The following is a 13,466-nucleotide window of genomic DNA, read 5'->3' as shown; positions in this document are numbered from 1 at the left end:
GCATCCACACGATGCCGGTGCCCGCGCTGCTCCTTCCCCAAAACCTCAAGCATCACATTTCTGGGAGCGCAGCAATGCGCCCACCAGATGGAGGCCCGTCCAGCCATTGATGAACACCAAAACGCTTGATATCACGCCAAACCTTGAGCCCCTGTTCGGGACCCGCGATGAAAACCTCAAGCTGATGGAGCGCGAGCTCCAGGTGCGGATCGATCTTCGTGCCGATGCGGTGTACGTCACAGGGCCGGAAGACGCCCTGAACCGCGTCGAGACGATCTTCAACGACTTCGAGCAGCTCCGCCTCCGGGGCGTTCATCCCCATAACGGCGAGCTGCACGCCCTGCTCAAGCTGGTGGTGTGCGATCCCACGGTGACCCTGCGCTCGCTGATCGACTCGGGCAAGCAGCGGTCCACCGGCGGCGTCAAGCGCATCGTGCAGCCCCGCTCGGTGAACCAGCGCTGCTACGTCGAAGCCATCGAGCAGAACGACATGACCTTCGGCATCGGCCCCGCCGGCACCGGCAAGACCTACCTCGCCGTTGCCATGGCCGCTGCCGCCCTGCTCGCCAAAAAGGTCAGCCGCATCATCCTGGTGCGTCCCGCGGTCGAAGCCGGCGAACGCCTCGGCTTCCTGCCCGGCTCGCTGCAGGAGAAGATCGACCCCTACCTGCGCCCGCTCTACGACGCGCTCTACGACCTGCTCGAGCCCGAACGCGTCGATAAAATGATCGAGAAGGGCATCATCGAGATGGCGCCGCTCGCCTTTATGCGCGGCCGCACCCTCAACGACGCCTTCATCATCATGGACGAGGCCCAGAACACCACCACCGAGCAGATGAAGATGTTCCTCACCCGCCTCGGCAACAACTCCAAGGCCGTAATCACCGGCGACGTCACCCAGATCGATCTGCCCAACCCGCGCCGTTCCGGCCTGATCGAGGCGATCTCGATTCTGTCCGGTACCGATGGCATCAAGTTCATCCACTTCGAAGAGGGTGATGTCGTCCGCCATCACCTCGTGCAGCGCATCATCCGCGCCTACGACCACTTCGGGCGCGCCGAGCAGATGCCGCTCGGCATAGGCGAAACCTCAACGGGCACCCAGGGCAAACCCCAGACCGGCAAGCCGCAGTAGCGGGTTGCCGGCGGGGCTTGCCACAGCTTTCTCGAAGAAACAGCACGAGATGCGGTACCATAACCCCAGCAAAAGCAAGCGCAGCAACAGGAGAGCATTGCTCTCCTGTTGCTGTTTCCGGAGCAATGCGGCCTCGCCGCCCCCACAGGAGAGAAAGCAAGGCCGCACGCTGGGGCCGTCGCCATGATTGCGATCGATCCGGACCTGGTTGTCCCACGTGGCGCGCTTCCCAAACGCGCCCTCGAGCAGTTCGTGCGCGAGGTCTGCGCCGCCATCCCGCTCCACGGCGAGGTTTCCATCCTCTTCGCGACCGATGCCGCCGTGCAGGAGCTCAATCGCTCCTTCCGCCGCAAAAACAAGCCCACCGACGTGCTCTCGTTCCCGGCCACGCCCATCCCTGGCTTGCCCGACACGCTCGCCGGCGACCTTGCCGTGTCCATCGACACCGCCCGGCGCCAGGCCGAAGCGTTCGCGCACCCGCTGCTGGTCGAAGTGAAAATCCTCCTGCTCCACGGCCTGCTGCACCTTGCTGGCTTTGACCACGAGCAGGACTCCGGCCGCATGGCCCGCCGTGAGCGCCTGCTGCGCACCCGTTTCGAGCTGCCCCTGGGCCTGATCCAGCGCACGGTTGCCCGCCCCGCGCCGGCGAAAACACCCGCCCGCGTATTGAGCAGGCGCGCCGCCACTCCCGACGCCAGACTGGCTGCCGGCAGGCCAGCCGCCGCGCGCGATTCTAGGCCAGTCGCGCGGCCAGCCGCCAAAAACGCCTTCCAGGCCGTGGCAAAGCCCGCCGCCAGAAACGCAGCCAAGCCCGCCGCAAAGCCCAAAGCCGCCGCCACCGCCCGCTCGTCTCGGCCCGCACCCGGCGCGGCGACCCCGCGCAAGGTGGTCGCCCCATGAGTCTGCTCCAGGCTCTGCTGCTCCTGCTCCTTGTCGCGATCCTCACGCTCACCGCGTACATCGACCGCATGTACTCCGAGATGGGCAAGTTCCTTTCGCGCGACTTCCAGGACAACATCGACATCTGGGAGGAGCAGATCGAGCCGCGCCTCGGCCTCGGTCGTGAACAGGTAGCGCTCTCCGCCGCTGTGCTCCCACAGCTTGCGCTTGCTGCCATCACACTCACCCTTGGCATCCTGCTGTTTGATCGAGGCGGAGTTCCCGCGCGGCCCACCCCGTCTGAGATCGTGCAGACGCTGTTCGCGATCGTGCTGGTGGTCATCCTCTTCAATCGCCTGCTGCCCTATCTCTTTTTCACCCGCACCCGCGGCACCTGGCTGCTCCGCTGGCTGTGGCCCCTGCGCATCCTGTTCACCCTGTTTCTACCGCTCACCGTGGTCATCTCATTCCTGCTCTCGATCGTGACGCTAGCCGCCGAGCCCTCCACCGAGAAGGAAGAAGAAGCCTCGGGCGCTGCGGTCGATGCACTGCTTGAGGCTGGACAGGAAGAAGGCATCCTTGAAGAAGAGGACCACGACCTGATCCGCTCCGCCGTGGAGTTCGGCGACAAGGTCGTCCGCGAAGTGATGACGCCGCGCCCGCGCATCTTCGCCGTGCCCGAAACCATCACCATCGAGGAGCTGCTCACGCTGCTCAAGGAGAACCCGTTCTCCCGCATCCCCGTGTTTCGCGGCACGCTCGACGCGGTCACCGGCATCGTCTTCTCGCACGACGTGCTGCAGATCACCGATGTCGACGCACATACGCAGACCGTCTCCTCCATCGCGCGCCCTGCAACCTTCATCCCCGAGATCAAACGGGCCAACGAGGCCCTGCGCGATATGCAGCGCGAAAAGCAGCACATGCGTATCGTCATAGATGAGTACGGCGGCGTCGCCGGGCTCGTCACCATTGAAGACCTGCTCGAAGAGATCGTCGGCACCATCACCGACGAACACGAGGGTGAAGACCTCGAAGCCATCCGCACCGAACGCGAAGGCGTCTGGAGCATCCCCGGAGACTTCGAGGTGGCTGCGCTCGAAGACCTGCTCGACGGCGACTGGGAAGCTCCGGAAGACTACGAAGCCACCACGGTCGCGGGCCTCGTCAGCGAAGCCGCCGGGCGTATCCCGATGCCGGGTGAGGTGGTGGAAGAAAATGGTCTGCGCTTCGAGATCCTGGCCTCGACGGATCGCCGCATCGAGCGCATGCGCGTCTCGCGCGCCGGCGCCATGGCCTAGCGCGGCCAAAGCCTGGCACGGCTATAGACAAACGCGTGCCTTGAGCGCGCGCTACCCGGCGTAGTACGCCGGCAGCAGAAGGACATAACAGTGAGAAGTGGTTTCGTTTCCATCCTGGGTCGCCCCAATGCCGGCAAGTCCACCCTGGTCAACGCACTTACCGGCGAAAAGGTGGCCATCGTCACCTCCAAGCCGCAGACCACGCGCAACCGCATCCACGGCATCGTCGAGGTCGCCGCAAAGAAGGGCAAGCACCACGCCGCGCAGATCATCTTTGTCGACACGCCCGGCGTCCACAAGCCCAACACCCTGCTCGACAAGCAGATGATGCAGGTGGTGTACGACGCGCTCGAAAGTCGCGACATCGTGATCGTCATGGTCGATGCCTCGCGCCGCCTGCAGCTTGCCGAGGCCGAGGAAAAGCTCGCCAAGGCCGCGCAGCCACTCACTCCCGGTGACCCGGTCCCAGACCACATCGCCGGCGAGCAGTCCCGGCGTGCCCGCCAGAGGGAGGAGATCAGCGAAGACGCGTTTGTCTTCGAACTCATCAAGAAGCTCGACTGCCCGGTCTTCCTGCTCATCAACAAGATCGACCTCGTGCCCCGTGACGAGCTGCTCCCGCTCATCACCGAGCTCTCAGCCCTGCACCCGTTTAAGGAAGTGCTGCTCATCTCCGCGCGCAAGCGCGACGGCATCGAGGCGCTCACCGAGAAGCTCGTCGAATACCTGCCCGAAGGCAAGCGCTACTTCCCCAAGGACCAGTTCACCGACCAGCCCGAGCGTTTCCTCGCCGCCGAGCTCATTCGCGAACGCATCCTCATGGAAACCGGGGAAGAAGTCCCCTATGCCTCCGCCGTGGTCATCGAGCAGTGGGAAGAACCACCCGTCTCGACGCGCAAATCCAAGCTCGACCCCGAACACCAGAAGCTCCCGCTCACCCGCATCGCCGCCGCCATCTATTGCGAGCGCGACGGGCAGAAAGCCATCCTCATCGGCAAGCAGGGGACCAAGCTCAAGGCCATCGGCGCCTCCGCCCGTAAGGAGATCGAACACCTCCTCGGCACGCGCGTCTTCCTGGAGCTGCACATCATCGTCGAGCCCGGCTGGCGGGAAAAGCGCGGCTTCCTCGACACCCTCGACTGGCGCCGCCAGCTCGACGATTTAGCCCAGCGCAAGACCAAAACAGAAGAGCAGTAAACCGCCTGCGCGGCTGGCGGGCACTACGTGCCAGGTTAACGCAAGAGCAACCGTAATGGTGGCATTTACCCCGAAACAGGAAATATCGGGTGCCCATGTCTCGCGTTCGAGTCTCGCGTCCGAGAAGTGGGCTCACAAGAGCCAGCCCTGCTTCCCGCAAACAGAAAAGGGCGACGGCCAAAGCCGTCGCCCTTCCCCGTCACTACGCCCTTAAAACTCGAACCGCATTGCAAACTGCAACTGCCGCGATGACCCCGCATCCCCCGTTGCCGTGCGCGTCGCCGTAATCTGCCCAAACGTGCTCGTCGCCGAGGTCGTCGCCGTCAGGTTCGGATTGTTGAAGTTGGTATGGTTCAACGCGTCAAACGCATCCACCCGCAGCACCAGCGCTGTCTGCTCGTAAATCTTCGTCGTCTTCTCGAGCGAGATATCCGAATCCGCAAACCCCGGCCCTGTGAACGCGTTCCTCCGCAGCGTGCCGAACCCCGCAGCCGGCGCATAGAACACGCAGCCCGTCGTCACGGTCGCGCACACGCTGCCGGCGGGGTTCGCGATGTAGGATACGTTTCCATTCGTCAGCAATGCCTTGTGCCCCACCTGCGGCATGCCCAGCAGCGTCGGCCGAATGGTCCCGGTCGCCGAGTCTCCGTCAAACGCCGAAGTCGTCACGACATTCAAAGGATTGCCTGTCTGCAACTGCGTGATATTCGCCAGCAGCCATCCATCCACCAGGCGGCTGCCGTGGAACGGCAGGTTCCACGTACCCGAGAACACGAAGTGGTTGCGCGAGTCGAAATCCGACAACGCATAATCCCCGCGCGGGTTGTTGTTGTCCTGCAGGGAAGCGCCGCCCTGTGAACCGAGCGAGTTTTCATCCTGCGACTTCGACCACGTGTATGTCGCGTTGATCTGCAGCCCATGCTGCAGCGCCTTGCGCATGGTGAACCACAGCGCGTTGTAGTTCGACAGCGAGTCGGAGTCGATCATGTTGATCGCTCCCACCGCCGAGCCGGGACGCTCCGGGCTGGTAGTGGCGAGATGCGCAAACGGCCGCACCCCTGTCGCCGTGATTCCATTCGGGTACAGGAACTGGTTGATATTGCGCGTCAGCCGCAGGTGCTTGCCTTCCGATCCGATAAAGCCGAGATCCATCACCACACCCGCGCCCAGTTGCTGTTGCAGGTTCAGGTTGTAGCTCTCGGTGTACGCATTGGTCAGCAGGGGATTCACCGCCGCCGGTGACAACCCCGACAGACCCGCGCTCGTAAACTGCGTGTTGGCCGCAGCATACTGCTTCACGCCCGCGACCGTCGCAGCGGCGAAGCTCACCGGTGCCGCATTCGGTGGATTCCCCGCTAGGTTCGCGGCAACACCCGTCACCGGCTGGTCGGCCATGATGCCGTAGCCGCCGCGCAGCACCGTCTGCTGGTTGCCGAATACGTCGTAGATAAAGCCCACGCGCGGTTCGTAGTTGTAGTTCTGCGTGTACGGCTGGCTCACCGGCGTCAGCGTGTCCGTCGCCGCCAGGAAGTTCACCAGCCGGTTGCCGCCTTCGGTCGGCGTGCCGTTCCACTCGTAGCGAAAGCCGATCTCGGCATTGAAGCGCGGCGTCACCTTGTAGTTGTCGGTGACGAACGCACCTACCGCATTCGCAAACACGCGGCTCACTACCTGCTGCGGCGTCACGCTGAAGCTGTTCACCAGTCCCTGCACGAAGTTATTTGCCGTGTCGAAGTTCATCGTGCCGGCAGTCTGGGAGTACGAGTCCACAATCGCCCGGCGATACTCACCGCCTGCGCGAATCGTGTTCTTGCCCCGGTTGATCGAGAGCGTGTCCGAGAACACACCGGTCGTCACAAACCGCCCCTGCGGAAAGCCCGAGGGCCCACCGAAGTTCAACCCGATATCCGAGATGGAAATCTGCGGCAGCGCGTTGTTGAACGCCACACCATTCTGAATGCCGAAGCTCGCAGGGTTCTCTGGCGTGTTCGGCGAGAACGCAATCGCGATGCGGTTGAATCCGAGCCGCGCCTCGTTCACCACGTTGGGCGAAAAGATGTGCACTTCGTTGACGGTGCCGATCTGCCGGTGCGCCGTACGATGATCACCGAAGCCCGCAATCGTGTTGCCCTGCAGGTTCGGCTCCGTGCGCGCATCCTGCTGCCACGCATAGTACGCATGCACATTGTCCTGCTGCGAGATTGTGTGGAACAGGTCGCCCGAAAACTGGTCCGTCTTCACCGGCCCCGGTGCCGCGCCCGTGACCGTCGCCTGCCCGGTCGCCGAGGCAGTGGCCGGCGGCGCCGGGATAAACTGCAGCAGCCCCGCATAGCCTGGGATCGTGGTATTCGCCGCCAGCGTGTTGCGCTGCGTCGTGTTCAGCACGCCGCTGGTCAAAGGCAGCGACTGCTGCTGGCGCAGGCCCTCGTAGCTCAGGAAGAAGAACGTGCGGTCCTTCCAGAGCGGGCCGGAGAATGCGCCACCAAAATTGTTACGAATAAACTGATTCTGCTGCTGCGGTTTGCGGTTGAAGTAGTTGCGCGCGTCGAAGTAGTTGTTGCGCAGGTAGTCGAACGCTTCGCCGTGAAATTGGTTCGTGCCCGAGCGCGTCGCCACGTTCACCACCGCACCCGACGACCGCCCGTACTCCGCCGAGTACGTCGAGTTCAGAATTTTGAACTCTGATGTCGTGTTGATCGACGGCTGGAACGTGATCTGGTTCTGCGTCAGGTCGTTCAGGTTAATGCCGTTGATCATGAAGTTGACCGAGTCTTCCCGCTGCCCGGCCGTGTTGAACGAGTTCGCCCCAAGCCCGCGGCTCGCGCTCGTCAGCGACCCCGTCACCGGCGGCACCACCGTGCCCGGCGTCAGGTTCGTCAGGTCCAGAAAGTGCCGCCCGTTCAGCGGAATCTCCTGCACCGTTTTCTGGTCGATCACCTGCCCGACCGTGATCGTCTGCGCATCGATGATCGGCGTCGCACCCTGCACCTGCACCACCTCGCCCGTTGCGGCCAGCCCCAGCTTCGCGTTCGAGGTCACGTTCTGGTCCACCTGCAGCGTGATGCTCTGCACCCGGTAGTCCGCGAACCCCGCGGCATGTACCGTCACGCTGTAGTTGCCCGGTTGCAGCGAAGGCACGCTGTAGTTGCCGGCTGCATCGGAAATCACGACGCGATCCACACCGGTAGCCAGTCCGTGGACGTTGATCTGCGCCTGCGGCACCACTGCTCCGGCCGGATCCGTCACATTGCCGGAAAGGGTTGCGGTGGACTGTGCGTACCCGGCAGCCGAGCCGGCGATCACGAAAGAAGACAGGGCAAGCGCCCGTGTGCGGGTGTTCAAAGAAAGCCTCCAGAAAGGGGAACCGGGGATTGGGCAGGTCGCCGCTAAAAAGTGGGCGCTGCTTCCTGCTGCATGGGGCGGCGCTGCAGGGGGCCTGCGTGCCGCATACACGTGCCTGTTTTTAGTGGTGAGTCAAAGTTAGTATCCCACTCGGTATGTGTCAACGCATACGCAAACACTTGCTTGAAGCAGGCCGCGCTGACTCTGCGCCCTTGCCGGGGGGCAGTCTGTCAGCGACACTGGCATCGCACCGCCGTTGACCACCGGGCAAAGCCCGATACGGGCTTCCACCGCGTGCGATGGAACTCGGTTGTACGATCGATACGCAGCGACAAGGCGCCCACGGCGCGCGGAGCAGACATGGAACAGGTTCAACCGGGGCGCTCGCATCTGCTCGATGAAGCCCTTGCGGCCACGCCCATCCGCCACGGCTTCTCCACCCGGAAAGGTGGCGTCAGCACGGTTTACCAGCGCCCCTACAACGATGCCCCGCAACCGGGCGCAAGGCCCGACACCGCGGCCGGAAGCGAGGTGCTGCCCGCATCGCCGCTTGCAGGCACAGGCGATCTGAACCTCGGACTCACCGCATCGGACCCGGTAGAAGCCGTGCTCGAAAACCGCCGCCGGCTCGTGGCAGCCGTCTTCGGCGTTCCCCGGCCGCTGGTCACTCTGCGGCAGGTGCATTCCGACATCATCCACACTGCTGGCGCCGAGCACGCGCACCTCACTACCCTGCCGGACGGCGACGGCATCCTCACCGACACGCCCGGAGTCGCGCTGGGCATTCAGACAGCCGACTGTGTACCCATCCTCATCGCCGATCCCACGCGCGGCGCCGTCGGCGCTTTCCATGCCGGCTGGCGCGGCACCCTCGCCGCCATTGTGGAGCAGGGCGTCGCCCGCATGCATCAGGCCTTCGGCTCCCGGCCGGGCGACCTGGTCGCAGCGATTGGTCCCGCCATCCGTCCGTGCTGCTACCAGGTCGGGCATGAAGTCGTGGCAGCCTTCCGCGCACGCTTCTCCTACGCCGACGCGCTGCTATCCCATCCGGCGGCAGAGACGGCGGGCGGGCTTGCTGTCTTACCGTCGGTAGCAGGGGAGGTTGCGAACACTCTGGCTCTGGACCTGCAGGAAGCTAACCGGCAGCAGTTGCTGACCGCCGGCCTTCATCCAGGTTCAATCGATGTGTTGGCGGTATGTACCTGCTGCAACCCGGACCAGTACTTCTCTTATCGGGGAGAAAACGGTTTCACTGGTCGCATGATGGCTGTAATCGGCAGCTAAGGAGCGCCGCCCTAGGCGCTGCGCCAGGAAGCAGCTGCCGGGCACGCGGTCCGGGCGCCCACCGTAGGACTTCCTGCATGCTCTCTGGCAGGAGGGACGCGTGCTTGATGTCTGCGCCCGCGCAGCTTGCAGGCTGCGCGCCTAGGCAGCAGGGTGGTTCGATAGTTCTGCTTCCGTCGGGTTCACGAGATCCCGCAGTTCCTTGCTCGGCTTAAAGTACGGCACTCGTTTGGCCGGTACATCCACCTTCGCCCCAGTCTTGGGATTGCGCCCGACCCGCGGCTTTCTCTGCCGAATGCGAAACGAACCAAAGCCGCGCACCTCGATCTTCTCGCCCTTCTTCAATGCGCCGATCACCGCATCGAACACGGTCTCGACGATGACTTCGCTGTCACGACGGGTAAGGTCTCCCAGCGTCAGCACTTCCTCGACGAGATTCGCTTTGGTCATCGTTGTGCCGCTGTGCGTCTCGCTTGCCATGCTTTCCCCGATCAAGTCTTCCTGTTTGGTGTGCTTCTGGACTTGCCCCACAGACAAACCCGCCCGGCGTGGGTTCTCACGCCAGGCGACTTTCTCGTGCAAACCATCCTTGCGGCTCCGGCCACGCATTATGCGGCCGGGTGGCAGCGGCCGCGGCTCAACCAGCCGTGCAGCAAACAGCTGTGCCGCCCTGCCGCCCTCTTGCCTCTAGGATGCCAGCGCCGCAGGGCGCACCGGGGGACGCTGCACCTGTTTTGCCCGGATCACAATGCCGTTCTCGGCGCCGCGTTCCACCGTCATCAATGGCGCGCAGTCGCCGCAAAGCCAGAAGTGTTCCAGGTGCCGCATACGTTTGCCATCCGCTCCTACGCGGGCGCTCGCTACGTCAAACACAAACACGCGGCCGTCGCGGAGATAGTGAAGGGGTTTGTTGCATTTTGGGTTCGCACAGTTGTTAACCATCTCGACTGCTCCTTCGCCTGAGGCGATTGTTCATCCAGGGGGCTTCCGTCGCGCCTGCAACGCGCAGGGCACAGAAGCCGCAAAACGTTCACGCCATACTACTTACGATGCCTTGTTGAGCTCATCGGTCACCACGTGTCTCTGCGTTCCCGTTACTTTATCCGGAAAGGATCACGCGCCCGCAGACCACTCTCCGGTCCAGTGAAGACTAAAGAACTTCCCCTACTGAATCGTCAAGACTGCACGCGAACTTTATTCCCGAAAAGTTGTAAACGGGTAACTTTCCATTGACTCTGTCACCCGCGCCATTCCTGCAGGGATGACGCGAAATACACCATTCATCCGCCGTTGATCTGCACGCGCGCAGGCGCACCGGCATGGAGCACCCCGGCCACCGCAAGGTTGCGCCGCCCCGGCAGCTTTGACACCCACCGCCTGCCTTGATAGTGTTGGTTCTGGCGCGCTTCTGTGCCTTTTCAAGTGTCCCCGTCGTCCAGTGGCCTAGGACACCGCCCTTTCACGGCGGTAACACGGGTTCGAATCCCGTCGGGGACGCCAATACAGAAGCTGTGGAACAAGCCCGCGTATGCAGCATGGGTCGCGCGAGACACCGCCCAGCGCACCACCTCCGCACAATCCAGCCGCAATGAATCGATCCCAGGGCAACTTGGCACTGCGCTTTCCTCCAGGCAGCTTTCGCCTGCGCAACGCTGCCCGGGAGAGAAACTCCGCAGATCCCTTCTTCCAGTTTTTCCCGTGGACCCTGCACCTTCTCCCACCTGGCGTCGGTCTAATCCGGTGTGAACAACGAAGCCCCAGACAGACATGCCTTCACCCGGGTCCGCCACGAAGTCGTGCGCCGCACCCTGCGCGTCACTGCCCGGCAGCAGCTCACGCCCCGCATGCTGCGCATCCTCTTTGAGTCCAGTGACCTGGCAGGCTTCCACAGCCCGTCGCCCGATGACCACATCAAAATCTTCCTTCCGGGCCAGGGCGAGGCCGCTCCGGCGATGCGTGACTTCACCCCACGCGCATGGAACATCGAGGCCGGCAGCTTCACGCTCGACTTCGCCCTGCACCCGAAAGGCCCCGCCGTCGAGTGGGCGCACAACGCCCGCATCGGCGACACCCTCGAGATCGGCGGCCCGCGCGGGTCCAACGTCGCGCCGTCCGACTTCGACTGGTACCTTCTGGTAGGCGACGCCACGGCGCTCCCGTCCATCGCGAGACGGATGGAGTCGCTACCCGGCAACACGCCCGTGCATGTAGTAGCGCTTGTGGCCGGGCCCGAAGAGCAACCCTACCTCGCCCCCTCGCCCTCGCAGCACGTCACCTGGCTGCACCAGGCCGGCAGCCTCGCAGCAGGCAGTTCCGTAGCCGACAGCACAGCCGGGCAACTGCCGCGACTGCTCGAGGCCATCAACCATGCAAAGCCCCCCACCGGCGACGGTTTCATCTGGGTCGGGGCAGAGAACACCCTCGCCCGCGGTATCTACCGCCATGTGGTGGACACCCTTGCGCATCCACCCGAATGGACCAAGGCCGCCGCGTACTGGTCCCAGGGCGAGGCAGACGGCGGCGGCAGCATCTCCTGACCTCGTCGCACACCGCGAGCAAGCGGAGCAGGCGGCGCCGCCCGAGATCTCCCCGCAACACCGCCCCGTCTATGCGGGCTCTTACTCTCTGGTGCACCCGGGTTCCAGCTGTGCCCTCCACAGGGAGGGCAGACTGTGCAAAACTAAATTACAAGAGTGGGTGAAGTCGGGCGTGTCAGGGCTATCCAGGAAGCCGCCTCCGCAGCGTGAGCAGGCTACGCCGCCGGCCTCTTCCCGGGCTGCGAAGTGCAGGCGTCAGAGGCAGGCTTGCCACGCGCAGGGAACGTCCAGGCACGTGCCGCGCAGGCGTAAGACAGGTGCAAGACAGGTTTCAGGACTCGCACAACTGGGCTTCCATGCGTACGGTGAGGCGGACGCAGCAGCCCGCCACACGCCGGGCCGCCCTTTTCACAGTCCCGTCGCATCCGCTAGACTCACCCAAAATACTGCTCCATCCCGGATCCCCCTATGAAAGCACCACTTGAAGCAGCGGCTTCCGAAGAAATTGGATCCTCCAAGAAGCACTTCCGCTCGTCTTCCGGCGAAATCTTCGACGGCTACTTCACCGACGGACGTGCCTGGAGCTTCAAAAAACAGGACCTGCTCGATGCCCGCGCACGCCGCCTGTTCGAGTCTGCAGCGCTCGCCTGCTCCGCCGATGCCTATCCCTTCCAGGCGCCGCTGACGTACAAGAGCGGCCCCTGTGTCGAGACCGATGGCCACGAGATGCTGATGCTCTCGAGTTACGACTACCTGGGCCTGATCGGTGATCCGCGCATCGACACCGCGGCCATCGAGGCCATCCAGCGCTACGGCACCGGGACCGGCGGCGTCCGCCTGCTCACCGGCACCCTCGAGCTCCACCGCGAGACCGAAGCCGCCATCGCCCGCTTCAAAGGCACCGAGGCCGCGCTCACCTTCACCTCCGGCTACGTCGCCAATCTCGCCGTGATCTCGTCGATCTTTGGGCCGGCCGACCGCGTCATCGCCGACAGCTTCTCGCACCGCAGTCTCATGGACGCCTGTCGTCTCGCCGGCGTACAGGTGCAGCGCTTCGAACACAACAATCCCGCGTCGCTCCGCCACGAGATCCAGAATGGCCCACAGGCCAACCGCACGCTGATCATCTCCGACGGCGTCTTCTCCATGGACGGCGATATCTGCGTGCTGCCCGAGCTCATCGCGATCAAGAAAGAGTTCGGCTGCTATCTGCTCATGGACGAGTCGCACGCGACCGGCGTTCTCGGCGCAGGAGGACGCGGCACCGATGAGCATTTCGGCATCGACACCAGCGAGGTCGATATCTGGACCGGCTCGCTCGCCAAGGCTATCCCCTCGGGCGGCGGCTTTGTCGCAGGCTCGCGTGAGCTCATGATCTTCCTCCAGCACGCGTCCGCTCCGTTTATCTTCTCGGGCGCCATGCCCGCACCCTCGGCCGCCGCTGTGAAAGAAGCCATCCGCATCCTCGAAGCCGAGCCCGAACGTGTCGATCGCATCCGCTCAAACGCGTCGTTCCTGCGCGACGGCCTGAAGTCGTACGGCTTCGATACCGGCCTTTCCGAGACCGCCGTCATCCCGCTCATGCTCTACGATGACACCCGCACCGCCCTGTTCGCACGCGAGCTGCGCAACCGCTCCATCCTGACCTCGCCCGTCACCTTCCCGGCCGTGGCTCAGGGCACCGCGCGCCTGCGTCTGTGTGTCACCGCGGCGCACACCGAGACCCAGCTGCAGTACGCGCTCGACGTGTTCAGCACCCTGCGGAACGCCTAGTTGTCCGACGGCACACGC

General features: G+C 64.0%; 10 protein-coding genes and 1 tRNA gene. 8 read left to right on the top strand and 3 right to left on the bottom strand.

Annotation, left to right across the window (positions count from 1 at the left end):
* Window positions 1-109: 109 nt before the first annotated feature.
* The 4 genes from D1Y84_RS05095 to era all read left to right on the top strand — a co-directional run bounded on the left by D1Y84_RS05095 (window position 110) and on the right by era (window position 4,512).
* A complete protein-coding gene (locus D1Y84_RS05095; protein ID WP_124849944.1) occupies window positions 110-1,135 on the top strand; it encodes a PhoH family protein in 1,026 nt (341 codons plus the stop codon).
* Between the two features lie 183 nt (window positions 1,136-1,318).
* The gene (gene ybeY, locus D1Y84_RS05090; protein WP_124847554.1) at window positions 1,319-2,035 is read left to right on the top strand and encodes an rRNA maturation RNase YbeY; all 717 of its coding nucleotides are present in this window, start codon (window positions 1,319-1,321) and stop codon (window positions 2,033-2,035) included.
* A complete protein-coding gene (locus tag D1Y84_RS05085) occupies window positions 2,032-3,315 on the top strand; it encodes a hemolysin family protein (protein WP_124847553.1) in 1,284 nt (427 codons plus the stop codon). Before ybeY ends, D1Y84_RS05085 begins: the two co-directional genes overlap by 4 nt.
* Before the next feature lie 84 nt (window positions 3,316-3,399).
* A complete protein-coding gene (era, locus tag D1Y84_RS05080; protein WP_124847552.1) occupies window positions 3,400-4,512 on the top strand; it encodes a GTPase Era in 1,113 nt (370 codons plus the stop codon).
* Between the two features lie 210 nt (window positions 4,513-4,722).
* On the opposite strand, the gene D1Y84_RS05075 is transcribed toward era, so the two are convergent.
* Window positions 4,723-7,854, bottom strand: a complete 3,132-nt coding sequence (locus D1Y84_RS05075; protein WP_124847551.1) for a TonB-dependent receptor — start codon at window positions 7,852-7,854, stop codon at window positions 4,723-4,725.
* A gap of 360 nt (window positions 7,855-8,214) precedes the next feature.
* Here D1Y84_RS05075 and pgeF point away from each other — a divergent pair, with 360 nt between their 5' ends.
* Window positions 8,215-9,138, top strand: coding sequence for a peptidoglycan editing factor PgeF (pgeF, locus tag D1Y84_RS05070; RefSeq protein ID WP_124847550.1), 924 nt, complete (start codon window positions 8,215-8,217; stop codon window positions 9,136-9,138).
* A 141-nt stretch (window positions 9,139-9,279) separates the two neighbouring features.
* Here the strand turns inward: pgeF and D1Y84_RS05065 are convergent, their stop codons facing one another.
* Together D1Y84_RS05065 and D1Y84_RS05060 are read right to left on the bottom strand one after the other, a co-directional pair.
* A complete protein-coding gene (locus tag D1Y84_RS05065) occupies window positions 9,280-9,588 on the bottom strand; it encodes an HU family DNA-binding protein (RefSeq protein ID WP_124849943.1) in 309 nt (102 codons plus the stop codon).
* A gap of 237 nt (window positions 9,589-9,825) precedes the next feature.
* Entirely contained in the window at window positions 9,826-10,080 is a 255-nt protein-coding gene (locus D1Y84_RS05060) for a hypothetical protein (protein WP_124847549.1), read from the bottom strand.
* 482 nt (window positions 10,081-10,562) lie between these two features.
* Here D1Y84_RS05060 and D1Y84_RS05055 point away from each other — a divergent pair.
* The 3 genes from D1Y84_RS05055 to D1Y84_RS05045 all read left to right on the top strand — a co-directional run bounded on the left by D1Y84_RS05055 (window position 10,563) and on the right by D1Y84_RS05045 (window position 13,448).
* Window positions 10,563-10,638: transfer RNA gene (locus tag D1Y84_RS05055), tRNA-Glu, on the top strand.
* Between the two features lie 296 nt (window positions 10,639-10,934).
* Window positions 10,935-11,675: a siderophore-interacting protein gene (locus D1Y84_RS05050; RefSeq protein ID WP_199726361.1), complete on the top strand. Its 741-nt coding sequence runs from the start codon at window positions 10,935-10,937 to the stop codon at window positions 11,673-11,675.
* Window positions 11,676-12,143: 468 nt separating this feature from the next.
* Window positions 12,144-13,448 carry an aminotransferase class I/II-fold pyridoxal phosphate-dependent enzyme gene (locus tag D1Y84_RS05045; RefSeq protein WP_124847548.1) on the top strand — a complete coding sequence of 435 codons (1,305 nt, stop codon included), beginning with the start codon at window positions 12,144-12,146 and terminating at the stop codon, window positions 13,446-13,448.
* The last annotated feature ends 18 nt before the right edge of the window (window positions 13,449-13,466 follow it).

The organism is Acidipila sp. EB88, from assembly GCF_003858395.1.
Lineage (GTDB): Bacteria > Acidobacteriota > Terriglobia > Terriglobales > Acidobacteriaceae > EB88.
This window is presented reverse-complemented; position numbering and strand designations above follow the sequence as displayed.